This window comes from Hyphomicrobium sp. ghe19 (assembly GCF_902712875.1).
Taxonomy (GTDB): Bacteria; Pseudomonadota; Alphaproteobacteria; order Rhizobiales; family Hyphomicrobiaceae; genus Hyphomicrobium_B.
The window spans coordinates 1,001,845-1,022,711 of record NZ_LR743509.1 but is presented as its reverse complement, the minus strand read 5'-3'; the positions used below and the strand labels follow the sequence as shown (position 1 = coordinate 1,022,711).

The window sequence follows — 20,867 nt, the reverse complement described above, 5'->3', positions numbered from 1 at the left end:
CGAGGCGCCAGGTGGCCCGCAAATCTAAAGTGACGCGAGCTCCTGCAAATGGCGGACTTCCGAGCAAAGAGCAGATCCTCGACTTTCTGAATTCCGCTCAGGGGAAGGCCGGAAAGCGCGAGATCGCGCGCGCCTTCGGCGTCGGTGGCGGCGCCCGCATCGCATTGAAGCGTCTGCTCGCCGAAATGTCGGAAGAAGGCACGCTCGCGGGCGACAAAAAGCACATGCGTGAGAAGGGCAAACTGCCGCCCACCACGACGCTTGAAGTCACCGGCCGCGACAAGGACGGCGATCTCATCGCCAAGCCGCTGCACTGGGAAGAAGACGACGGCAAGCGGCCGATCGTTCGCATGCTGACCGGTCACGGCCGCGACGTCGAGATCGGCATCGGCGATCACGTCCTGGCGCGCCTCGAAAAGCTCCCGCGCGGCAGCGGAGCCGCATCCTACGAAGCAACCCCGATCAAGAAGCTGCCGCGCGAGAAGCGCCGTCTTCTCGGAATCTACCGCGCATCGAACCGCGGTGGCGGCACCATCGAGCCGATCGATCGGAAAGAATTGAAGAGCTGGCAAATTCTGCCCGACGATACCGGCGGCGCCAGCGACGGCGATCTCGTTCGCTTCCAATTGAACCGCCGCGGACGGTTCGCAACGCCCCGCGCCGAGATCGTCGAAAGCCTTGGCAACCCCGACGATCAGCGAAAGATCTCGCTGATCGCCATTCATGCTCACGGCATCCCGGAAGATTTCCCCGAGTCGGTCATTCAGGAATGCGAGACGCTTCTGGCGCCGACCATGAAAGGCCGCACCGATCTTCGCGACATTCAACTCCTCACCATCGATCCGATGGATGCCCGCGATCATGACGACGCCGTGCACGCGGCGCCGGATACGGACGGAAAAAACTCAGGTGGCTTCGTCGTAACGGTCGCCATTGCCGACGTCGCTCATTACATCCGCCCCGGCTCGAAGCTCGACCGCGAAGCGCAACTCCGTGGCAACTCCGTCTATTTCCCTGACCGCGTCGTGCCGATGCTGCCGGAGAAAATATCGAACGATCTTTGTTCGCTACGTGAACTCGAAGAGCGCCCGACGCTCGCCGTCCGCATGGTGTTCGACAAGCACGGCGAGAAGCGCAGCCATACCTTCCTGCGCGCCATGATGAAATCGGCCGCCAAACTTTCGTATCAGGAAGCGCAGGCCGCCATCGACGGCGACCCGTCGGAAAAATGCCAGCCTCTCATGGAGACCGCGCTGAAGCCGCTGTGGGCGGCTTACGAAGCCGTCGCCAAGGCGCGCGACAAGCGTGGGCCTCTCGACCTCGATTTGCCAGAGCGCAAAATCCTTCTCAATGCCGAAGGCAAAGTCGATCGGGTCGTGACGCCTCAGCGATTAGAGGCGCATCGCCTGATCGAAGAGTTCATGATCCAGGCGAACGTTGCAGCCGCCGAGACGCTCGAGGAAAAACGCCTCCCGCTCGTCTATCGCGTCCATGACGCGCCGAGCCCCGAGAAACTGAAGGGCCTCAGGGACTTTCTCGAAACGCTCGACATGAAAGTCCCGCACGCCGGTGCGCTGAAGCCGGAAGCTTTCAATCGCGTCCTCGAGCAGGCGAAGGATCTGCCCGTTCCCGATCTCATCAACGAAGTGATCCTCCGCTCGCAATCGCAGGCCGAATACAATCCGAAGAACATCGGGCATTTCGGTCTGAACCTCGTCCGCTACGCGCACTTCACATCTCCGATCCGCCGCTATGCCGATTTGATCGTGCATCGCGCACTGATCCGCGCGCTCGGTCTCGGTTCCGATGGACTGAGCGACGACGAAATCCCGCGCCTCGCGAGCATCGCGAAGGCAATCTCGGATACCGAGCGTCGCGCCATGTCCGCCGAGCGTGAAACGACCGATCGTCTGATCGCCGCTCACCTTGCCGACAAGGTCGGCGCGACGTTCCATGGCCGCATCGCCGGCGTCACGCGGTCCGGTCTCTTCGTGAAACTCAAGGATACCGGAGCCGACGGCTACATTCCGATTTCCAGTCTCGGCAACGATTACTACCACCACGTCGAGGCGGCTCACGCTTTGGTCGGCGCCCGTTCCGGTACAGGCTATCGGCTCGGCGATACGGTCGAGGTTCGACTGCTGGAGGCAATCCCCTCCGCCGGTGCGCTACGATTTGAAATGCTGACCGAGCCGACCAAGGGAAATTTCGCCTCGAAGACGATCGGCAATCGCAACGCTCGACCGCGAAAGTCGCACAAATTCCGGGGCCGGGGTCGATAACGCCGCAGAAAGACGCCCGCGCCCTTGACCATCGCATCGCGACGCCCCATCAAATGCTCATGCTCGATACCGCAGGCAACATCCCCGTCGCAAACGATGGCACAGATCGAAATGTCTGGCGGGCATTGGGCCGCGGCTGGAATCAGAAGTGCCCGAGCTGCGGCGAGGGAAAGCTTTACGGCAAATATCTGAAGGTCAATGACCTCTGCCCGGCTTGCGGAACTGAACTTTTCCATCAGCGCGCTGACGACGCTCCGCCCTATTTCGTCATGACGATCACTGCGCACGTCATCGTCGCGGGCATCATCATTGTCGAGCGTCTCTATTCACCGCCGACGTGGGTCCAGCTTGCGATCTGGATGCCCGCGCTCGTGCTGCTGAGCTTATGGCTGTTGCCGCGCGTGAAGGGATCACTCGTCGGATATCAGTGGGCCCTTCGCATGCATGGCTTCGGAGGCCCGAATTCGGACGAGCCCGAAGAATGGCCGCCGTCACCGCCCGCCGCCTCCTGACAGCCCGGTCGAGATGTCTGAAACATCGAGCGACCAACTGACTGAGACGCCGATCCGCGACGCAGCGTGCCTCGTCGTCGTCGACACGTCGGGGCCTGAACCCACACTTCTGATGGGACGCCGCCACGCCAGCCAAATCTTTCTCCCCGACAAATGGGTTTTTCCCGGCGGTCGCGTGGAGGAAGACGATCGGGCACTCGCCGATCGGTTCGCGGGCGCTTTCATGCCGGCGAACCTGGCACACGCAATCAAGCCCTTCGCGCTGGCAGCCGTTCGCGAACTCTGTGAGGAAACCGGTCTTGTTATTGGCACGAAGAGCCTATTCGTGCATCAGAGCGCGGCCTGGGAGGCTTTTGCAGCCTCAGGGCATAGCCCATCCCCCGCCGAGCTGCTGCCGTTTGCGCGCGCCATTACGCCGCCCGGACGCGTCCGCCGCTACGACACTTGGTTTTTCGTGGCGAAGGCGAATGCCGTCTCTGGGAATTTTACGCCGCCCGACGGCGAGCTGCTCGATCTGGGTTGGTTTACCATTTCGAAGGCCGCCGATCTTGACCTGCCGCGAATCACCAAACATGTGCTCGACGACGTCGCAGCGCTTCTTCGGGACGATCCGGAATTGATCGGCACACGCGAATTCCTGCCGTTCTATTATTCGGCCGGATCCGCCTATCGTCGCGATCTAATATCCTGTAAAGTCGCACCTCCGCCGCCTTGACACGGCATAGTTCGCGCGTATGTTGCGCGCTTCCTCGCCAAGGTTCATTGGCGCTTTCACTTAGGGCCAAGATCGATGGCGAAACCCGTTACACAAAAAATCAAATTGCTCTCGTCTGCCGGCACCGGCTTCTTCTACGTCACGAAGAAGAACCCGCGCACGTCGACCGAAAAGCTCGTATTCAAGAAGTACGATCCGGTCGTGCGCAAGCACGTGGAATTCAAGGAAACCAAGATCAAGTAGGCGCGTTAAACGCCGGCCTACTCTGGTTTGTTTTTGAAAAAATCGATGTACTGAAGGGACCCTGGCTGAAAGCGGCCAGGGCCTAAAGCAAACTCGGCAGCGGGGTAAATCGTTCCGAGACAGCTTCGCGACCCTGGCCACAACCGGGCGAGGTTCAAAGAGGGCGTTGTTCCTCACCCAGCTTCGCGATCGACCCTCTGCAACCGTTCGAGGAGGCCACTCGTGTGGTCGCTCGGTTCGATCATACCCACTCTATCAGGCTATGCGGCGGGCCCAATAGCGCGGGATTTCTCGGTCGCCATCCAAACAGCATGCTGCAGGCTTCGCGACCAATAAATCTGACGTAATGTTCGTGTTATCCCCACGTCGTTATCGAAATTGGTGCCAGAATACAGTGCAGAAAGCAACAACTGCTTTACTGTGTCACCAGCGCAACGATTCGACGGAAACGGCAGCATTTCGTCGGCTGACTAAACGCTCGTAAATAAAGCGAAAATTGGCCTGGGATCGGCAACGCTCACAACGTTGCATCGGCACAATTGCGCAACAGCAACGACCCCGTTGTCCCGAAAGTCTCTGTTACGCCGCATCGGCGACGACCCGGTTTCGTCCGCGCCTTTTGGCGATGTAGAGCGCGCAATCCGCACGCTTGAACATTGTCTCGGGTGTGTCGTCAGACGTTTCCAGCGTGCCGATCCCGACGCTCGCCGTCACGCGGATGCTTCTGCCGTCGCCGATCGCAAATTCATCGGATGCCACGCATGCGCGCAATCGCTCGCCGACCTGGTAGGCGTGCGTGAGATCAGTGTCCGGCATGATGATAACGAACTCTTCGCCGCCGAGCCGGCACGCAAGATCGATCCCGCGCGTGTTCCGCCGAAGGCGTACAGAAAACTCTCTGAGCACGGCATCGCCGACGTCGTGACCGTACGTGTCGTTGACGTTCTTGAAATGGTCGATGTCGGCAACGAGCATCGACAGGTTGCGGCCGGTGCGGACCGCTTCCGAGACCAATGTTCGAAGATGCCCTTCCATGTAGCGGCGATTATGAAGCCCCGTCAGCGAGTCGGTGATGGCCTGCTCGACGCTCTCAGCGAGGCGATGCCGTAGGAAATCCGAATGCCGCTTCCGCTTGATCTGGGTCTTCACGCGCGCGAGCAGCTCGTGCCGGTCGATCGGACGCATCAGATAGTCGTTAACGCCCATATCGAGCCCGCGGAGCAAGCGCGCCTCGTCCCCCGGCTCGACCAGCATGATGACCGGCAGATGCCGTGTACGCTCGAGCGAACGCACTTGCGAGCAAAGCCTCAAGCCGTCGGCGTCCTGCAACGACAAACTCACGATCAGAAGATCGAAATTGCCCCCCGCGAGGCGCACCAGCGCGGTCTGCGCATCGCGCTCCGCGCAGGCGTCGTTGGCTTTGGATAGAACTTCGAGAAGGCGTGCCGCCGAACGGGGATGGTCGTCGACCAGCATGACCCGGCCCGATCTCGCGGAAAGCGCCCGTGCGAGCGAGCCATCGTCCGGAATGCCCATGTCCTTGCCGGTCGAGGCACGCATGATCATTTCGTCGTTCAGCATCTTGAGACGCGCGAGATTTTTCACGCGCGTAACGAGTGCGATGTCATCGACGGGCTTGGTGAGGAAATCGTCGGCGCCGCTTTCGAGGCCAAGGACCTTATCGGACGGCTGATCGAGTGCCGTGACCATGACGACGGGAATGTGATGGGTCGCGTGACTGCCCTTGATGCGCCGGCACACCTCGAACCCGTCCATGCCGGGCATCATGACGTCGAGCAGCACGACATCGATGCTTTCGCGCGCCAAAATATCGAGAGCCTGCTGCCCGCTGTTGGCGGTGAGAACTTCGAAATACTCCGCCTGCAGCCTCGCCTCGAGAAGCTTCACATTGGCAAGAATATCATCGACGACGAGTACGCGGGCTGTCATGGATCACAAAATCTGGATACGAACTACGGCTTCGACGGGCCGATGAACTTTCGAACGGTTTCGAGAAACGCCATCACCGAAATCGGCTTCGAAATGTAAGCTTCGCAACCACCTGACCGGATCCTTTCCTCGTCCCCCTTCATCGCGAAAGCCGTTACTGCGACGATCGGAATTTCGCGGAGACTGTCATCGTCCTTCAGCCATCTCGTCACCTCGAGGCCGGAAACTTCAGGCAACTGGATGTCCATCAAGATCAGATCGGGACGGTGCTTGCGCGCGAGTTCGAGCGCGTCGAAGCCATTTCGCGTCTGGATCGTCTTGTAGCCGTGCGCAACGAGGAGATCGTTGAAGAGCTTCATATTGAGCTCATTGTCTTCGACGATCAGGACAGATCGCACCGTTGGCCGCGGCTCAGGCACGCGACGCTCGACGTTCGTTCCGGATTCCTGATACGTCATTAAACCGCCCACTCTCCATCGCGGTCATTTTGCAGCGATTCTCACCCAAACCCTGGGGCATCTTTGCCTCGAAAGCCGTAACCAACAGTTAACATCAGCCTACGCATAGGAAACGCAATGCTTCGGTCCAGATCAAAACCTATGACTAAGGATGATGCGGAGGCCGTAGCGTTGCAGGTGCTGGCATTCCTGCTCGCCGACCCAAATCAAACTTCGCGTTTTCTTTCATTGACTGGGCTTTCACCTGACGATCTTCGAGGCGTTGCCAGTTCGCGCGAGCTGCAAGCAGCAATGTTCGACTACATTCTTTCAGACGAAGGACTGTTGCTGTCGTTCTGCCAGGAAGCCGGCATCGATCCAGCGATCATGGGCCCGGCCCATCAACTCCTCACAGGACCAATCGATTTCTCATAATCGCATCGGCCGCGAAGCCGCGATTGGATTACGAACTGGCTAATGCGCGTCCTTCGTTTCCGGGCACTTACCGGGCGTCAGCGCCGTCAGCTCCTTGAGTTCACCCTTGATGGAGAACTCACCGTAATCAATCTTCAGATTGCTCGTGACGCCATTCTCGAAATAGCGAAACGATAACTCATAGGACGGCGTTTGATCGCTCTTGTCCTTGCCGGCCTCAAAATAACTGATCGTCATTGGCCAAGAATCGACGCTCGCCAGAATGTCCGCACCTTTGAAGGAAGCTGGGACAGTCTTAGTGCTTCTGTCGAACTTTTTGCCAATGACAGTATTCGTCAAATAATATTTCTCGCCTTGCTCCGACCCGTCGTAGAGATTGGCCGCAAACATCTTCAAACCGCTTTTAGCCGCCTGGACGAGCGTCGAAGCGTGCTGCATCGGAAAATAAATATCGGTCGGCAACGACACGCGTTTTTTCGCGGGCTTTACGAGATCGACGCCGACGACCGGCATCGCACCTTTCGAACGCGCTGCATCCCCTTGGCTCGCGTCTGCGAGCTTATCGTTCTGATATTGCGTCGAAGAAAACCTGAGCTTCTTCGCGTCTGCCTCTTCCCAGCTCGAGTTCCTGAGATCGCTGAGCGTCTCGGTCCCTTCCTGGTTCGTCATCACCGTCACGAAACGCATGTTCTGCGTATAGCCGTCACACTGCGAGCCGCTGAGTTCATAAACCATCCGGCCGGCAACGCCCGTCACGCCCGAGCCCGCCGTTGAGTCTCCCATCGAAAGCTCGTAGACCGCTCGATGTGGGGCAAATGGGATAAGATCGGCTGCAGCCGCCGGCGCAACCGGCATCTGACCGGCAAGAACAAGAAGCGCGATCGTGACATAGCCTTCACGCACTATCATTGGGCTTACTCGCTCTCCAGGCCGGTTTACTTAAAACTGCTGCAGTCTAGTTCGCAGATAAAGCGTTGCAAAGAGGCGCTAGCACGGCACAAGCTGCACCGAAATCTAACTATGGGTAATATGCCAATGACAACAGTCGAGCAAAGGCTTTCCGAATTGGGCCTTAAACTCCCCGAAGCGCCTCAACCCGTCGCCAATTACGTGCCTTTTCTCATTTCCGGTGACCAGCTCTTCATTTCGGGACAGGTCGCCAAGGATGCGGCCTGCCGCGTGCTGGCAGGTAAGCTTGGAGCCGGCGTATCCATCGAGGACGGGCAGGAAGCCGCCCGGCAATCCGCGCTCAGCTTGCTGGCACAAGCGAAAGCCGCTCTCGGCGATCTCGAACGCGTTGTGCAGGTCTTGAGGCTGACGGGCTTTGTCGCCGCGACGCCAGAATTCGTCGATCATCCGAAGATCATCAATGGCGCATCCGACCTTCTCGTCGCCGTGCTCGGCGACGCCGGACGGCACACGAGATCCGCTGTCGGCGTCTCGAGCCTGCCGCTCGGCACGTGCGTCGAAATCGATGCGATCCTGAAAATCCGTTGACGCCATGCTCGACCGCGCAGCGTTTCTTCGACCGATCGCTCACCGCGGCCTGCATGACGCGAAGCGCGGGATCATCGAGAATACCGGCCCCGCTTTTGACGCCGCAATTGCAGCTGGCTACGGCATCGAATGCGATCTGCGGCCCATCAGAGGCGGCGTCCCGGTCGTCTTTCACGATGAGACGTTGAACCGGCTCGTAGACGGACGGGGCCCCCTCTCGGCCGTCAAGGAACGTGATCTCGGATCGCATCGCTATCGTGTCGGAGGCGAGACGATCCTGACGCTCGCCGGCTTGCTGGACCTGGTCGGTGGGCGTGTCCCGTTGCTGATCGAGATCAAAAGCGAATGGGACCCGCCGGACCGCGAGTTCATCGCCAGCATCGCGAGGCTCGTCTCCGAGTATCGCGGCCCCGTTGCCCTGATGTCGTTCGATCCGGACGTGATGATTGCAGTGCGGAGCTTGGCTCCAGACGTCCCGCGCGGGATCGTTTCGGGTAGTTACGCGGGCGCCGGTTGGTGGTCGCGCAAGATCAAAAGAAAGCGAGCGACTGCCCTTCGGGGCCTGCTCGAGTCGGGCCCAGTCGCGCCGGACTTTTATGCCTACCAGGTCGATGCCCTGCCGACACCGGTAACGGAATACGTGCGCCGCGTCTTGGGCCTGCCGCTCTTCACGTGGACAGTGCGCACGCCGAAACAGCGGCGCATCGCCGAAGCACACGCCGACGCCATGATATTTGAGGGCTTTCATCCCTAACGATTGGACGGCCGTTCTAGATCACCGCAACCAGCGCGCATCTGCCCTGCCCTTTGTCGCTTTGCGACAGCAAAGGAGTTGCATAGACTTGGGACATACTCAGCAGCGGTAAAGATGCCGACATTTCCCGACACGGCCGTGAAACTCGCCCCGTCGATCGCAGCGATCGACGCAGCGCAATGGGATGCCTGCGCCAATCCTGATCCGGCGAACTTCAATCCTTTCGTTTCTCACGCCTTCCTTAACGCGCTTGAGGAATCGCACGCAGTCGGAATCAAGAGCGGTTGGCTGCCGCGCCATCTCGTCATCGAAGACGAGACCGGATCGATTACAGCAGCCGCGCCCGCCTATCTGAAATCGCACAGCCAGGGTGAGTACGTATTCGATCACGGCTGGGCCGATGCCTACGCCCAGGCAGGTGGACGCTATTATCCGAAGCTCCAGATGTCGGTGCCGTTTACGCCCGTCCCTGGCCCGCGCCTGCTCGTGAAGCCAGGTGCAAAGTCCTTCTCCGACGAGCAGATGCTAGCCGCTGCAGCGATTGAGGTTGCTCGCCTCGGCGGCCTATCGTCAGTGCACCTGACATTTCTCGACCGAGAGGTCGCCGCGCGCCTGCGCGCCCTCGGCTTCCTGACGCGAATTGGCCAGCAGTTCCATTGGCAGAACCAGGACTACGGCTCCTTCGACGATTTTCTTGGCACCCTGGCATCGCGCAAGCGCAAGGCGATGAGAAAAGAGCGCCAGGCGGCATTGGCGCACGGCATAGAGATCGAGCATGTCGCCGGCAGAGCCATCGGCGAAGCTCACTGGGACGCGATGTTCAAGTTCTACATGGACACCGGAAACCGTAAGTGGGGCCGGCCCTATCTCAATCGCACCTTCTTCTCGCTCCTCGGTCAAGCGATGCCCGAGCGGTGCCTGCTGGTCTTCGCGAAGCGGCATGGAAGCTACATCGCAGGCGCCTTGAACCTCATCGGCGGCGATTGCCTTTACGGCCGCTACTGGGGCGCCATCGAGCACCACCCGGCGCTCCACTTCGAGGTCTGCTACTATCAGGCGATCGATTATGCCATCGAGCACCGGCTCCCGCGCGTCGAAGCCGGCGCCCAAGGCGAGCATAAGCTCGCACGCGGCTATCTACCGGTCGAAACGTACTCCGCGCACTGGCTCGCCGACCCCGCGCTCGAACGCGCCGTGGAGCGCTTCCTCAACCAGGAGCGCCAAGCCGTGACCCGGTTCAATGCCGACTTGACCGAGATGGGCCCCTATCGCAAAGACGAAGCCTGAAGCGGCGCCCAGTCGAAGGCCGCCGCATAGTCATATTAAGCCGAGCGGAACACCATGTCGTACGACGCAAACAACATCTTCGCGAAGATCCTGCGCGGCGAAATTCCGTGCCACAAAGTCTACGAGGATGCCGATGCGATCGTCTTCATGGACGTGATGCCCCAGTCGCCGGGTCACACGTTGATCCTCCCGAAGGCTCAGTCCCGCAATCTTCTCGATGCCGACCCGGCGGTGCTGGCGAAGATCATTCCACTCGTTCAGAAGGTCGCCGTCGCCGCGAAATCCGCCTTCAATGCCGACGGAGTCAGCATCGCACAATTCAATGAAACGGCGGGCGGCCAGACGGTCTTTCACCTGCATTTCCACGTCATACCCCGCTACGAAGGTAAGCCGCTGCACATCCACGCGCGGAGCATGGAAGAAGGTTCCGTGCTGGCCGCTAACGCCGAAAAACTGAAGGCTGCGCTCGCCTGAAAATTCCGCGCCGAGATTGCCGGTTTGTCGTCGAGCAGTTTCCGCCCCTTATTCAAGCGCAGCGGCGGCCCTCAATCGCGCCCGCTGCCGTCCAGCCTCGTCAAAGTTTTCCGGCGCCAGCCAATCCTCGTAGGCCGCTTTAATGGCCGGCCATTCCTTGTCCAGCATTGAAAACCAGGCGGTGTCCCGGTTGGCTCCTTTGGCCACCATGTGCTGACGGAATAGGCCCTCGTAGGTGAAACCGAAGCGGCGCGCGGCGCGCTTGGATGGCTCGTTATCGTTGTGGCATTTCCATTCGAAACGGCGATAGCCAAGAACCTCGAAAATATGCGCCGCGAAGAGGTAGAGCGCTTCAGTAGCAACGCGCGTGCGCGCAATCGCCGGCCCCCAAAGGATCGATCCGATCTCGATAACGCCGTGGGCCGGTTCGATGCGCATCAAGGCCTGCCGCCCGGCAGCGCGGCCGCTCGTCTTATCAACCACCGCCCAGAACATTGGGTCTTGGCTTTGCGACATCGTATCGAGCCATGGCCGCAAATCGGCGCTTGTCGCTGGCGGCGGTTCGAAGAGATAGCGAAAACGCTCTTCAGCCCCGCGAGCAGCCGATTGTCCGAACAACGCATCTCCGTGCCGTGCCGGATCTAGCGGTTCGAGCCGCGTGTAGCGACCGTCCATGACAACGCGCGTCGGACGCGGGCGGCGCGTCCAGCAGGAAAGATCATGGCCCATGCTCCCGTGCTTTCTTTCGATTTTTCATAGATGGATGGATCACTATCTCTTGGCGCATACACCAAACCACAGCCGCCCGGAAGGCCAGCATGGCGGCACGCCATCCGCACCAAACATCGAGCATGAGGACATAAGAAAACGCGCCGGACGATCTGCCGTCGCGTTTCAATCGTGCGAGGACGGCTAACCGGCAGTCAAACGCCGCAAGGCGCGGCTGCCACCCCACACCACCAAAACCGCAGCGATGATCATCGCAAGCGTCGCGGCCGTGCTTGCCGTAAATTCGTTCGCAGCGATGCTATCGACTGCAATCATCGACCCGGCAACGACGCAGATCAGGATGGGCGCCACCCAGCGGGTTCCGAGCCAGCCGAAAATTCCCGCGAGAAGCAAAGCGGTAAGCCAGATCATGCGACCACGCTGGCCTTCAGGCCATCATAACGGCTTCGGCACATAAAGAAACGGCACGACCCGAAGGTCGTGCCGCTGAACTTTACTCTTCTCGTTTCTTGCGCGGCACGCTTGGCACCGCACCGGACCCGTTGGGCTTCTCACCCTTCTCCTTCGGCCCGGGCAACGCCTTCTTCGGCGTCGCATCCGCAAGAACCGGCTGCGGAAGATCCTCGTCGTCATCCGTCTCTTCGTCTTCCGGCGTCTTGGCCTTCTTCGAAGGATCGAGCGGCAGGAAGTCGAAGGCCAAAGTCCGGTCGGGGCCTTTGCCGGAGACCAGAACCTTCACCGTTCCGCCGTTCTCGAGCTTGCCGAACAGCAGCTCTTCAGCCAGCGGCTTCTTGATGTATTCCTGGATGACGCGAGACAACGGCCGCGCGCCGAACTTCTCGTCGTAACCCTTCTCGGCGAGCCACCGTGTCGCCTCATCCGACAGTTCGATCGAAACGCTGCGATCTGCGAGCTGTGCTTCGAGCTGGAAGATGAACTTCTCGACGACCTGCGCGATGATCTCGGGCGACAGACCCGCGAACGGAACAATGGCGTCGAGACGGTTGCGGAACTCCGGAGTGAACAGCTTCGTCACTGCTTCCGCATCCTCGCCTTCCCGCTTCTGACGGTTGAAGCCCATCGGCGGCTTGGCCATGTCGGACGCGCCCGCGTTCGTCGTCATGATGAGAACGACGTTGCGGAAATCGACCGACTTGCCGTTGTGGTCCGTGAGCTTGCCGTGGTCCATCACCTGCAGGAGGATGTTGAACAGATCCGGATGCGCCTTCTCGATTTCGTCGAGCAGCAGCACCGAGTGCGGATGCTGATCGATGCCATCGGTCAGCAGGCCACCCTGATCGAACCCGACGTACCCCGGAGGCGCGCCGATCAAACGCGAAACCGTGTGCTTCTCCATGTATTCCGACATGTCGAAGCGCAGCAGCTCGACGCCCATCAGGTTGGCGAGCTGCTTGGCGACTTCCGTTTTGCCGACGCCCGTGGGACCGGAGAACAGATAGCAACCGATCGGCTTCTCGGGCTCGCGCAGGCCGGCACGCGCCAGCTTGATCGCGCTCGAAAGAGCTTCGATCGCCTTGTCCTGACCGAACACCAACCGCTTCAGATCGCGTCCGATATGAGCGATGACTTCGGCATCGCTCTTCGTGACGGTTTTCGGCGGAATCCGCGCCATGACGGCAACGGTGGCCTCGATCTCCTTCGTGGTGATCTTCTTCTTCCGCTTGTTTTCCGGAACAAGCATCTGCGAAGCGCCGGTCTCGTCGATCACGTCGATCGCCTTGTCCGGCAGCTTCCTGTCGTGGATGTACCGGGCCGACAGCTCGACCGCGGCCTTGATGGCTTCGTTCGTGTACTTGATCTTGTGATAATCCTCGAAGACCGACTTCAGGCCTTTGAGAATCTCGATCGCATCCTCGACAGTCGGCTCCTTCACATCGATCTTCTGGAACCGGCGCACGAGTGCCCGATCCTTCTCGAAGTGCTGCCGGTACTCTTTGTACGTCGTCGAACCGATGCAGCGGAGCGTACCGGACTGCAGTGCAGGCTTCAGCAGATTCGAAGCGTCCATAGCTCCGCCCGAAGTCGCACCCGCGCCGATCACGGTGTGGATTTCGTCGATGAAGAGAACCGCGCCGGGGAACGCTTCGACTTCCTTCATAACGGCCTTCAACCGCTCCTCGAAATCACCGCGATAGCGGGTTCCAGCGAGGAGCGCGCCCATGTCGAGCGCAAAGATCGTTGCGCCCTTCAGAACGTCGGGCACCTGACCGCCGACGATCTTGCGAGCCAACCCTTCGGCAATTGCCGTTTTACCGACGCCCGGGTCGCCGACGAAGAGCGGATTGTTCTTCTGGCGGCGGCAGAGCACCTGCACGGTGCGCATAACCTCCTGCTCGCGGCCGATCAACGGATCGATCTTGCCGTCGCGGGCTTTCTTGTTGAGGTTCACGCAATACGTGTTGAGCGCATCGCCTGGCTTCTTCTCTTCACCCTCGGTTGCGTTCACGTCGTCATCGACTCCACGAACGGTCCGCGGCTCAAACATGCCGGGCCGCTTTGCAATCCCATGAGCAATGTATTGAACAGCATCGAAGCGTGTCATTTCCTGCTCTTGCAGGAAATACGCCGCGTGGCTTTCGCGTTCCGAGAAAATGCCGACGAGCACGTTGGCGCCCGTAACCTCCTCCCGGCCCGACGTCTGGACGTGGACGATCGCCCTCTGAACGACCCGTTGGAACGAATTCGTCGGGTGAGCGTCGCGCGCTGATTTCGACACGATCGGCTTCAGCTCGGTGTCGAGATATTCGATCAATCGGGCACGCAATTGCTCGATGTCGACGGAACAGGCCCGCATAACGGCAGCAGCGTCACGATCGTCGACGAGCGCGAGCAATAAATGCTCAAGCGTCGCAAACTCGTGGTGGCGGACGTTTGCATACTGCACAGCGCGGTGCAGCGAGGCTTCAAGATTTTTGGAGAGCGATGTCAATCGAGTCCTACTCTTTCTCCATGGTGCACTGTAGAGGGTGGCCATGCTGCCGTGAAAAGTCCATCACCTGCGTCACCTTTGTTTCGGCGACCTCGTAAGTATACACCCCGCAAATCCCGACTCCTTTGTGGTGAACATGGAGCATGATGCGGGTCGCATCCTCCTGTCCCTTGTTGAAGAAGCGTTGCAGCACCAGAACCACGAACTCCATCGGCGTGAAGTCGTCGTTCAACAGGAGAACCTTATATAGGTTCGGCTTCTTCGTTTTTGGACGGGTCTTGGTGACGATACCTGTTTTCGACTCGCCATCGCCGTCATCGCGACGCGGCCCATCGGGCGGGTCGTCCTTGTTCGCGGCCATGCGGTGGGCCGCCAACGAGGGAATAAGTTGCACCGTCTTCATCGCGTGCCTCGGGGAAAACCCGAATCCGTCGGATGTTCCAAAGCTATCCCGCATCGGGTGCATGTTGGAGGCAGAATAGTAACGCCCGCTTCCCCAAATGCGTGCCCAGCGGGGCACTCGTCTTTCTCGCCAAATGTTCAAGCTAACACCCGTCTCCATCAAGCACGTAATATAGGCACGCTGACGAACAAAAAATAGAACGAGCCGAGTGACGCATCTGGCATTTCCAACAATTGAATGACGAAACTCCCTTCAAGTTCCGGTTTGCCTGAACGGCGACCGATGTCAGGCCCGGCGCTCCGCCCGGAGTGCAGGGCTTTCCCCAGCATCACGCCGAACCTCAGGTTGAACTCCCGCCTTGCCCCCGGCCTTGAAGTCTGCCGAGTCCACGAACAGGCTCCTAAGCTTGCCCTCCGAACGCGGGCTTGGCGAGCGAAATTGAGACAGCGCGATAGGGAATTTTTACCGCGTTCTTTAACCCTGCTGCAGTCCTCGGACCATACACTTCCCCGAGCATCTCTGCGGGCGCCGAAAAATTCGGGGGCGCCCAAAAGGTGCCCAAAAACAGTGCTCTGCTTTCATCGTTGACTGCGGGGCCTTCCACGGGAGCCTTTAACGCCAACCCGTGGATTAGGGTTGTCAAAACAACCGCTCAGCACGAGCGGCAGAGGGAATTAGCGTCTTGTTGCGACGAGCGTTGGCCTATGCGCCGGCTTTTGCAGTTGTGTTTGGTGTGTTCCTGGGAAGCGCAAGCGCCGCCGGGGGGAATCGCCACGCAGCTTTGATTCTTGATGCCAATACGGGCACCGTCCTGCACGACGCGGACGGCGATGCGCTCCGGCATCCGGCATCTCTCACGAAGATGATGACCCTTTATATGACCTTCGAGACGCTCCAGTCTGGGCGCCTGAAGATGTCCGACCGGCTGACGATCTCCACGGCAGCCGCCAGTGTCGCACCCTCGAAGCTCGACCTCGCCCCAGGCGAGCAAATCACGGTCTCTGACGCCATCAGGGCCGTCATCACAAAATCCGCCAACGACATCGCCGTAGCGCTCGCCGAGAAGGTCGGCGGCTCGGAGGCCAATTTCGTTCGCCTGATGAATGCCCGTGCCCGTGAGATCGGCATGTCTAAGACGCATTTCGAGAATGCCTCGGGCCTCCCAAACAACGCTCAGGTAACGACCGCTCGAGATATGGCGACGCTTGCCCTGCGTCTGCAGGACGATTTTCCGTCCTATTACCCGCTCTTCGCCACCCGCACATTCGCGTATGGAGGCAAAAACTTCCGCAATCACAATACGATGCTGAACAATTTCGCAGGCATCGACGGGATCAAAACCGGCTACACGCGCGCCTCGGGCTTCAATCTCGTGACCTCGTGGCGCCGGGGCGACCACCATCTCATCGGTGTCGTCTTCGGCGGTGACACCGCCGCCGAGCGAAATGCCGAAATGCGGGTTCTTCTGACGCGGATGGCCTCGCGGGCCTCAGCTCAGAAGACCCGAAAGCCCACGCAATTCGCACGCCTGAAGAACGAGCCCAAGGCAGCGCAACGCCCTGTCGACCGCAAGCCGCGGCCGACCGAGGTTGCAGAAGCAGCGCCCCCTGCCCCCCGGCAGCAGCCGAGCGCCGAGCCTTCTTCGGCTGCAGAGCCTGAAACGCCAGTCCAAATCTTCAAGGTTCGCGCCGTGCCCATGGTGCCGAAAGCACGCCCCGCCCCGTCATCCCCGGAAGAAACAACCGACATGGAAGCGTCGGATCGCAGACCCGACCGCAACACGCCGCCACCGCGTGGCACCTCCACGAGGTCCGACCTCGTTCGTGTGGCTGACGACACCGCCAGCCACAATCCGGCAGGTCAGGATACTCCAGCTGAGGACATAGTCCTTCGTCCCTTCGCACCCGCCAACCTCGCGGGGTCCGACCGCGGAGCAGGCATGCCGGCTCCGAACGAAATGCCCTCGACGGCGAGCCGTCAGACCGGCGGCACTCAGCTCGCAATGCTGAACGCTTCGGACGCTGAGCCCTACCGTGCGACAGCTGCAATCGCAGAAGCCCCAGCAGCGTCTCCAGCAGCTTCACCAGCAGCCGACGCGAAGCCCATCACCCGGACGAAGCAGAAGAGTGCGAGCACCGGGTCGCATGCCGCACCCGTGATCCGTGGACTGCCGCCGTCCACGCTTGGCGCACAGGCAAGCGCGATCCACCTGGCTTCCACCCAAGGAAGCTACGAGCCAAGGAACGCCGGCAAGAAAGCCGCCGGTGGCCGGTACACTGTGCAAATCGGCGCCTATGGCTCGATTGACGATGCGCAGCGTGCCCTCACGAACGTTCAAGGCCGTGCAGGCAAACTTCTCGCCGGCATCCCCACGGTCACGCATCCCGCCCAGAAAGACGGCCGCCAAGTCTTTCGTGCGCGCTTCACCGGCTTTGACGCAGACCGGGCGACAACCACCTGCAACGCCCTTCGCCGGCAATCCGTCGATTGCTTCGTGATGGCGGGCGACTGACGACGCTTAGCCATCACAGGCTTGCCCACCGAAGCGGGCGCGTCGTACCGTTGCGGACAATCCGTCAACGAAGGTTCATCCGTGTCCGCCAATCCAGAATTTCCGAAGCTGATCCTCTTTCAGGGCAATCTGCCCGCTCCCGAAGTTTACCGCCCGGCGGCCGAGCGCATCACGGCCGGCGATCCGGTTCAAAGCGCGCAGAACTTGTTTCAAAGCGCGGACGGCCGCTTCAACAGCGGCATCTGGAGCAGCGAGCCGGGAACCTGGCGCGTCGTTTTCTCAGAAAGTGAATTCTGCCACCTTCTCGAAGGCGTCATCGTCGTCCGAGGCGACGACGGCTCCGAGGCGACTTTCCGCGCAGGCGACGCATTCCTGACACCCGCAGGCTTCACGGGCACGTGGGAAATCGTTGAACCCGCCAAGAAATTTTATGCGTTTTACGAATAGCGACCGCGCTGGCGGCAGGCCCGCAAATGTGGGCCGCCGACCCCAAAGTCGAACTACCCCTTCCCGCTGAGCAACGTGTAGTTGCCGCCGGTCGCGGTAATGTCCGTCGCCCGCACGCGCTCGGTCGCAAACCGCGCCAGATAGTTGGGACCGCCCGCTTTGGGACCGGTGCCCGAAAGCCCCTCACCCCCGAAAGGCTGAACGCCGACGACGGCGCCGATCTGATTGCGGTTGACGTAAAGATTGCCGACCCGGGCATTCTCCGCGACGTAATCTGCAACGCTCTCGATACGGCTATGCAGGCCGAGCGTCAGCCCGTGCCCGGTCGTATTCAGCGCCGCAACGACCTTATCCAAATGCCCGCGCTCGTACCGGATCATATGGAGGATCGGCCCGAACACTTCATGGTCGAGTTTGCTCAGGCGATCGATTTCATAGAGCGACGGCGTGACGTAGGTCCCAGCGCGGCACGCTTCCGGCATCGCCAGATCGATGATCTCGCGACCCTCGCGCTGCATGCGGACTTTATGGCTCTCCAGAGCATCCTGCGCCGTTTCATCGATAACGGGACCGATGTCCGTCGCATAATCGAGCGGATCGCCTACATCGAGCGCCTCGATGGCGCCCGCCAGCATTGAGCGGATACGCGGCGCGTTGTCGTCCTGCACGAAAAGAACGCGGGCCGCCGAGCAGCGCTGGCCGGCGCTATCGAAAGCCGACCGCACCGCGTCGCGGACAACCTGCTCGGGAAGAGCCGACGAATCCGCGATCATGGCATTGATGCCGCCCGTCTCCGCAATGAACGGCACGATCGCGCCGCGACGATCGGCGAGCGCCCGCTGAATGGCCCAAGCGGTTTCGTTGGAGCCGGTGAACGCTACACCCTGAATGCGCGCATCTTTGACGATGGCCTCTCCGAGCTTGCCGCCGCCCGTTACGAGATGCAGCACATCGCGAGGCACACCAGCCTCTTGCAGCAGCTTCACCGCAAGAAATCCCGCGATTGGCGTCTGCTCGGCTGGCTTCGCGATGACGGCGTTGCCGGCCGCGAGCGCCGCCGCGACTTGCCCCGTAAAGATCGCGATGGGGAAATTCCACGGCGAAATGCACGCAAACACGCCGCGGCCTCTGAGCGACAGCGTGTTTTCCTCGCCCGTCGGACCTTTGAGCACAACCGGATCGGAAAAGAGCCGCCGCGCCTCGATCGCGTAGTAGCGAAGATAATCGACCGCCTCGCGAACCTCCGACTGCGCGGCCTCGATCGTTTTCCCCGCCTCGCGAACGAGCGCGGCCATCAAAACCGCGCGATCCCTTTCGAAAAGTTCGGCCGCAGCTTCCAGAATGCGTGCGCGCTCCGCCGCATCCGTTTTCTCCCAGCGCGGCGCGCTATTCACCGCCGAGAAAATCGCATCCTCGAGATGCTGCGGCGTTGCGAGCCGCACCGTACCAATACGATCGCGATGATCGTGCGGCGATAAAGAGATCGCGGCCGCATCGCCGCCGGCCGTGACCGTGCCGTTGACGATAGGCCCAGCCAAAAAGGGAGCCTTCAGAATCTTCGCGATGTCCGCTTGAATGCCATCGCGTACGCTCGCCTGCACCAGCGCCAATCCAGCGCTGTTCTTCCGCTCGGGCAGAAAGATATCCCGCGGCCGCGTGATCAGCTTGACGCGCTCGCCCGAGGTGAACTCCCGATCGGCGATCTCGACCGGATCGGCGATGATTTCGGAAATTGACATTTCCTCATCGCCCAGCCGGTTGACGAACGATGTGTTGGCGCCGTTTTCGAGTAAGCGGCGCACGAGATAGCCGAGCAAATCTTCATGCCCGCCGACGGGCGCGTAGATCCGGCATGCTCGGCCGAACTTGCCCTCGCCGATGACCTGTTCGTAGAGCGCTTCACCCATGCCGTGCAGCCGCTGATATTCGAATTCGACCGCGCCGCCCGCAACCGACGCCGCCGCGATCGTGTGCGCGTTGTGGGTCGCAAACTGCGGATAGAATGCTGCGGAATCGGAGATCAGCAGCCGCATTGCCGCTAGATAGGAAACGTCCGTATGCAGCTTTCGCGTGAAAACCGGATAATCCTCGAAGCCGCGCTCCTGCGCCCATTTGATTTCGCTGTCCCAGTAGGCGCCCTTGACGAGGCGCACCGGGATACGCTTGCCGGTCTTCTCGCTGAGACGGCGCAGCCAGCGGAGCATCGGGATGGCCCGCTTGCCGTAAGCCTGCACGGCGATGCCGAGACCGTTCCATCCCTCGAGGTGCGGACTGACGAGCGTTTCGCCGAAGAGATCCGCGGTGATATCGAGCCGGTCCTGCTCTTCCGCGTCGACGGTCAAACCCAAGCCTTTCGCCCGGGCTGCACGCGCGAGCGTCAGGAGCAGCGGCGCAAGCTCGGCCCTGAGACGATGTTCCTTGCCGGGCTCGAAACGCGGATGAAGCGCTGAAAGCTTCACCGAGATGGACGGCCGGTCGAAAATCGCATCCGCATGCGGCGTCGCAAAAGGCCCGGCATCCGCGCCGACCGCATCGATCGCCGCCATGTAACGTTGAAAATAGCGCTCCGCATCCTGCTTGGATCGGGCTGTCTCTCCGAGCATATCGTAGGAGAACCGGTAGCCCTTTTCCGCGAATGCTCGCGACCGCGATAGCGCTGCCTCGATCGTCGAGCCGAGCACGAACTGCTCGCCGAGAAGCCGCACGGCCTGGCGAATGGCGAGCCGGATAGTTCCCTCGCCCGAGCGCGCCACGAGGCGCTTCATCGCCTGCAGAGGGTTTGCGCCCTTGGCTTCCCTGAGCCGCATGATGCGGCCCGTCAGCATCAAGCCCCAAGTCGAAGCGTTGACAAAGAGGCTCTCCGAATGCCCGCGATGCTTCTCCCACGCGCCGCCGGAAATTTTGTCTGCGATGAAAGCGTTGGCCGTCTCGGCGTCCGGAATGCGCAAGAGCGCCTCGGCGAGGCACATCAGGATCACGCCTTCGTCCGTCGCCAAGCCGTATTCGTGCATGAACGCATCGACACCGGCGTGGCTCGCCTTGTCCGCCCGCGCCGCATGCACGAGCCGCCGCGCCACGTCCGCGGTCCGCCGCCGCTCGTCCTCGGTGAAGAGCGCGCGTTCGATCAGAGCACCGACGAGCCGCGGCTCGTCCATGAGATACTGCGCGGCGAACTCGTCCCGTGACGGGAGACCCCGTTGTGTCACGCTATCCTCGCGCCGCAATGTCGCGACCATAATG

The 20,867-nt window shown here is 60.8% G+C and carries 19 protein-coding genes; 11 read left to right on the top strand and 8 right to left on the bottom strand.

All coding sequences use genetic code 11. The features are described 5' to 3' along the window. Positions 1-11 precede the first annotated feature (11 nt). From rnr to rpmG, 4 genes are all read left to right on the top strand, one after another. On the top strand, positions 12-2,282 hold the full coding sequence (gene rnr / locus AACL53_RS04785) for a ribonuclease R (RefSeq protein ID WP_339083020.1): 2,271 nt from the start codon (positions 12-14) through the stop codon (positions 2,280-2,282). Positions 2,283-2,341: 59 nt separating this feature from the next. Next, positions 2,342-2,794 (top strand): DUF983 domain-containing protein, encoded by a 453-nt coding sequence (locus AACL53_RS04780; RefSeq protein ID WP_339086886.1) that lies wholly within the window; start codon positions 2,342-2,344, stop codon positions 2,792-2,794. Positions 2,795-2,807: 13 nt separating this feature from the next. Next, positions 2,808-3,509 carry an NUDIX hydrolase gene (locus AACL53_RS04775; RefSeq protein ID WP_339083018.1) on the top strand — a complete coding sequence of 234 codons (702 nt, stop codon included), beginning with the start codon at positions 2,808-2,810 and terminating at the stop codon, positions 3,507-3,509. Between the two features lie 75 nt (positions 3,510-3,584). Continuing rightward, positions 3,585-3,752: a 50S ribosomal protein L33 gene (gene rpmG, locus AACL53_RS04770; protein ID WP_045836778.1), complete on the top strand. Its 168-nt coding sequence runs from the start codon at positions 3,585-3,587 to the stop codon at positions 3,750-3,752. A 579-nt stretch (positions 3,753-4,331) separates the two neighbouring features. Here rpmG and AACL53_RS04765 read toward each other — a convergent pair. Both AACL53_RS04765 and AACL53_RS04760 read right to left on the bottom strand, forming a co-directional pair. Further along, a complete protein-coding gene (locus tag AACL53_RS04765) occupies positions 4,332-5,702 on the bottom strand; it encodes a PleD family two-component system response regulator (protein ID WP_339083014.1) in 1,371 nt (456 codons plus the stop codon). A 23-nt stretch (positions 5,703-5,725) separates the two neighbouring features. After that, positions 5,726-6,160, bottom strand: coding sequence for a response regulator (locus AACL53_RS04760; RefSeq protein ID WP_339083012.1), 435 nt, complete (start codon positions 6,158-6,160; stop codon positions 5,726-5,728). Positions 6,161-6,277: 117 nt separating this feature from the next. Here AACL53_RS04760 and AACL53_RS04755 point away from each other — a divergent pair, with 117 nt between their 5' ends. Further along, positions 6,278-6,574 (top strand): DUF3572 domain-containing protein, encoded by a 297-nt coding sequence (locus AACL53_RS04755; protein WP_339083010.1) that lies wholly within the window; start codon positions 6,278-6,280, stop codon positions 6,572-6,574. A 39-nt stretch (positions 6,575-6,613) separates the two neighbouring features. On the opposite strand, the gene AACL53_RS04750 is transcribed toward AACL53_RS04755, so the two are convergent. Continuing rightward, positions 6,614-7,483 (bottom strand): cell envelope integrity EipB family protein, encoded by an 870-nt coding sequence (locus AACL53_RS04750; RefSeq protein WP_339083008.1) that lies wholly within the window; start codon positions 7,481-7,483, stop codon positions 6,614-6,616. Between the two features lie 126 nt (positions 7,484-7,609). On the opposite strand from AACL53_RS04750, the gene AACL53_RS04745 reads away from it, so the two are divergent. From AACL53_RS04745 to AACL53_RS04730, 4 genes are all read left to right on the top strand, one after another. After that, entirely contained in the window at positions 7,610-8,071 is a 462-nt protein-coding gene (locus tag AACL53_RS04745; RefSeq protein ID WP_339083006.1) for a RidA family protein, read from the top strand. A 4-nt stretch (positions 8,072-8,075) separates the two neighbouring features. Then, positions 8,076-8,825: a glycerophosphodiester phosphodiesterase family protein gene (locus tag AACL53_RS04740; protein ID WP_339083004.1), complete on the top strand. Its 750-nt coding sequence runs from the start codon at positions 8,076-8,078 to the stop codon at positions 8,823-8,825. 114 nt (positions 8,826-8,939) lie between these two features. Beyond that, complete coding sequence (locus AACL53_RS04735; RefSeq protein WP_339083001.1) at positions 8,940-10,112, top strand: GNAT family N-acetyltransferase; 1,173 nt, start codon at positions 8,940-8,942, stop codon at positions 10,110-10,112. Positions 10,113-10,166: 54 nt separating this feature from the next. Further along, positions 10,167-10,586, top strand: a complete 420-nt coding sequence (locus AACL53_RS04730) for an HIT family protein (RefSeq protein WP_339082999.1) — start codon at positions 10,167-10,169, stop codon at positions 10,584-10,586. A 48-nt stretch (positions 10,587-10,634) separates the two neighbouring features. On the opposite strand, the gene AACL53_RS04725 is transcribed toward AACL53_RS04730, so the two are convergent. From AACL53_RS04725 to clpS, 4 genes are all read right to left on the bottom strand, one after another. Beyond that, positions 10,635-11,315 (bottom strand): GNAT family N-acetyltransferase, encoded by a 681-nt coding sequence (locus AACL53_RS04725; protein WP_339082997.1) that lies wholly within the window; start codon positions 11,313-11,315, stop codon positions 10,635-10,637. 183 nt (positions 11,316-11,498) lie between these two features. Next, on the bottom strand, positions 11,499-11,726 hold the full coding sequence (locus tag AACL53_RS04720) for a hypothetical protein (RefSeq protein ID WP_339082995.1): 228 nt from the start codon (positions 11,724-11,726) through the stop codon (positions 11,499-11,501). A gap of 82 nt (positions 11,727-11,808) precedes the next feature. Continuing rightward, the gene (gene clpA, locus AACL53_RS04715; RefSeq protein ID WP_339082993.1) at positions 11,809-14,265 is read right to left on the bottom strand and encodes an ATP-dependent Clp protease ATP-binding subunit ClpA; all 2,457 of its coding nucleotides are present in this window, start codon (positions 14,263-14,265) and stop codon (positions 11,809-11,811) included. 7 nt (positions 14,266-14,272) lie between these two features. Continuing rightward, a complete protein-coding gene (gene clpS / locus AACL53_RS04710; RefSeq protein ID WP_092866355.1) occupies positions 14,273-14,626 on the bottom strand; it encodes an ATP-dependent Clp protease adapter ClpS in 354 nt (117 codons plus the stop codon). An 823-nt stretch (positions 14,627-15,449) separates the two neighbouring features. On the opposite strand from clpS, the gene AACL53_RS04705 reads away from it, so the two are divergent. Then, the gene (locus AACL53_RS04705; RefSeq protein ID WP_339082991.1) at positions 15,450-17,180 is read left to right on the top strand and encodes a serine hydrolase; all 1,731 of its coding nucleotides are present in this window, start codon (positions 15,450-15,452) and stop codon (positions 17,178-17,180) included. Positions 17,181-17,288: 108 nt separating this feature from the next. Next, a complete protein-coding gene (locus tag AACL53_RS04700) occupies positions 17,289-17,627 on the top strand; it encodes a cupin domain-containing protein (RefSeq protein ID WP_339086884.1) in 339 nt (112 codons plus the stop codon). Between the two features lie 53 nt (positions 17,628-17,680). Here AACL53_RS04700 and putA read toward each other — a convergent pair whose 3' ends face one another. Next, positions 17,681-20,863: a bifunctional proline dehydrogenase/L-glutamate gamma-semialdehyde dehydrogenase PutA gene (gene putA / locus AACL53_RS04695; RefSeq protein ID WP_339082989.1), complete on the bottom strand. Its 3,183-nt coding sequence runs from the start codon at positions 20,861-20,863 to the stop codon at positions 17,681-17,683. Between the last annotated feature and the right edge of the window lie 4 nt (positions 20,864-20,867).

Coding starts and splice junctions, on each gene's coding strand:
- AACL53_RS04780 (WP_339086886.1), top strand. CDS start 2,342: ATGCTCGATACCGCAGGCAACATCCCCGTCGCAAACGATGGCACAGAT.
- AACL53_RS04775 (WP_339083018.1), top strand. CDS start 2,808: ATGTCTGAAACATCGAGCGACCAACTGACTGAGACGCCGATCCGCGAC.
- rpmG (WP_045836778.1), top strand. CDS start 3,585: ATGGCGAAACCCGTTACACAAAAAATCAAATTGCTCTCGTCTGCCGGC.
- AACL53_RS04765 (WP_339083014.1), bottom strand. CDS start 5,702: ATGACAGCCCGCGTACTCGTCGTCGATGATATTCTTGCCAATGTGAAG.
- AACL53_RS04760 (WP_339083012.1), bottom strand. CDS start 6,160: ATGACGTATCAGGAATCCGGAACGAACGTCGAGCGTCGCGTGCCTGAG.
- AACL53_RS04755 (WP_339083010.1), top strand. CDS start 6,278: ATGCTTCGGTCCAGATCAAAACCTATGACTAAGGATGATGCGGAGGCC.
- AACL53_RS04750 (WP_339083008.1), bottom strand. CDS start 7,483: ATGATAGTGCGTGAAGGCTATGTCACGATCGCGCTTCTTGTTCTTGCC.
- AACL53_RS04745 (WP_339083006.1), top strand. CDS start 7,610: ATGACAACAGTCGAGCAAAGGCTTTCCGAATTGGGCCTTAAACTCCCC.
- AACL53_RS04740 (WP_339083004.1), top strand. CDS start 8,076: ATGCTCGACCGCGCAGCGTTTCTTCGACCGATCGCTCACCGCGGCCTG.
- AACL53_RS04735 (WP_339083001.1), top strand. CDS start 8,940: ATGCCGACATTTCCCGACACGGCCGTGAAACTCGCCCCGTCGATCGCA.
- AACL53_RS04730 (WP_339082999.1), top strand. CDS start 10,167: ATGTCGTACGACGCAAACAACATCTTCGCGAAGATCCTGCGCGGCGAA.
- AACL53_RS04725 (WP_339082997.1), bottom strand. CDS start 11,315: ATGGGCCATGATCTTTCCTGCTGGACGCGCCGCCCGCGTCCGACGCGC.
- AACL53_RS04720 (WP_339082995.1), bottom strand. CDS start 11,726: ATGATCTGGCTTACCGCTTTGCTTCTCGCGGGAATTTTCGGCTGGCTC.
- clpS (WP_092866355.1), bottom strand. CDS start 14,626: ATGGCCGCGAACAAGGACGACCCGCCCGATGGGCCGCGTCGCGATGAC.
- putA (WP_339082989.1), bottom strand. CDS start 20,863: ATGGTCGCGACATTGCGGCGCGAGGATAGCGTGACACAACGGGGTCTC.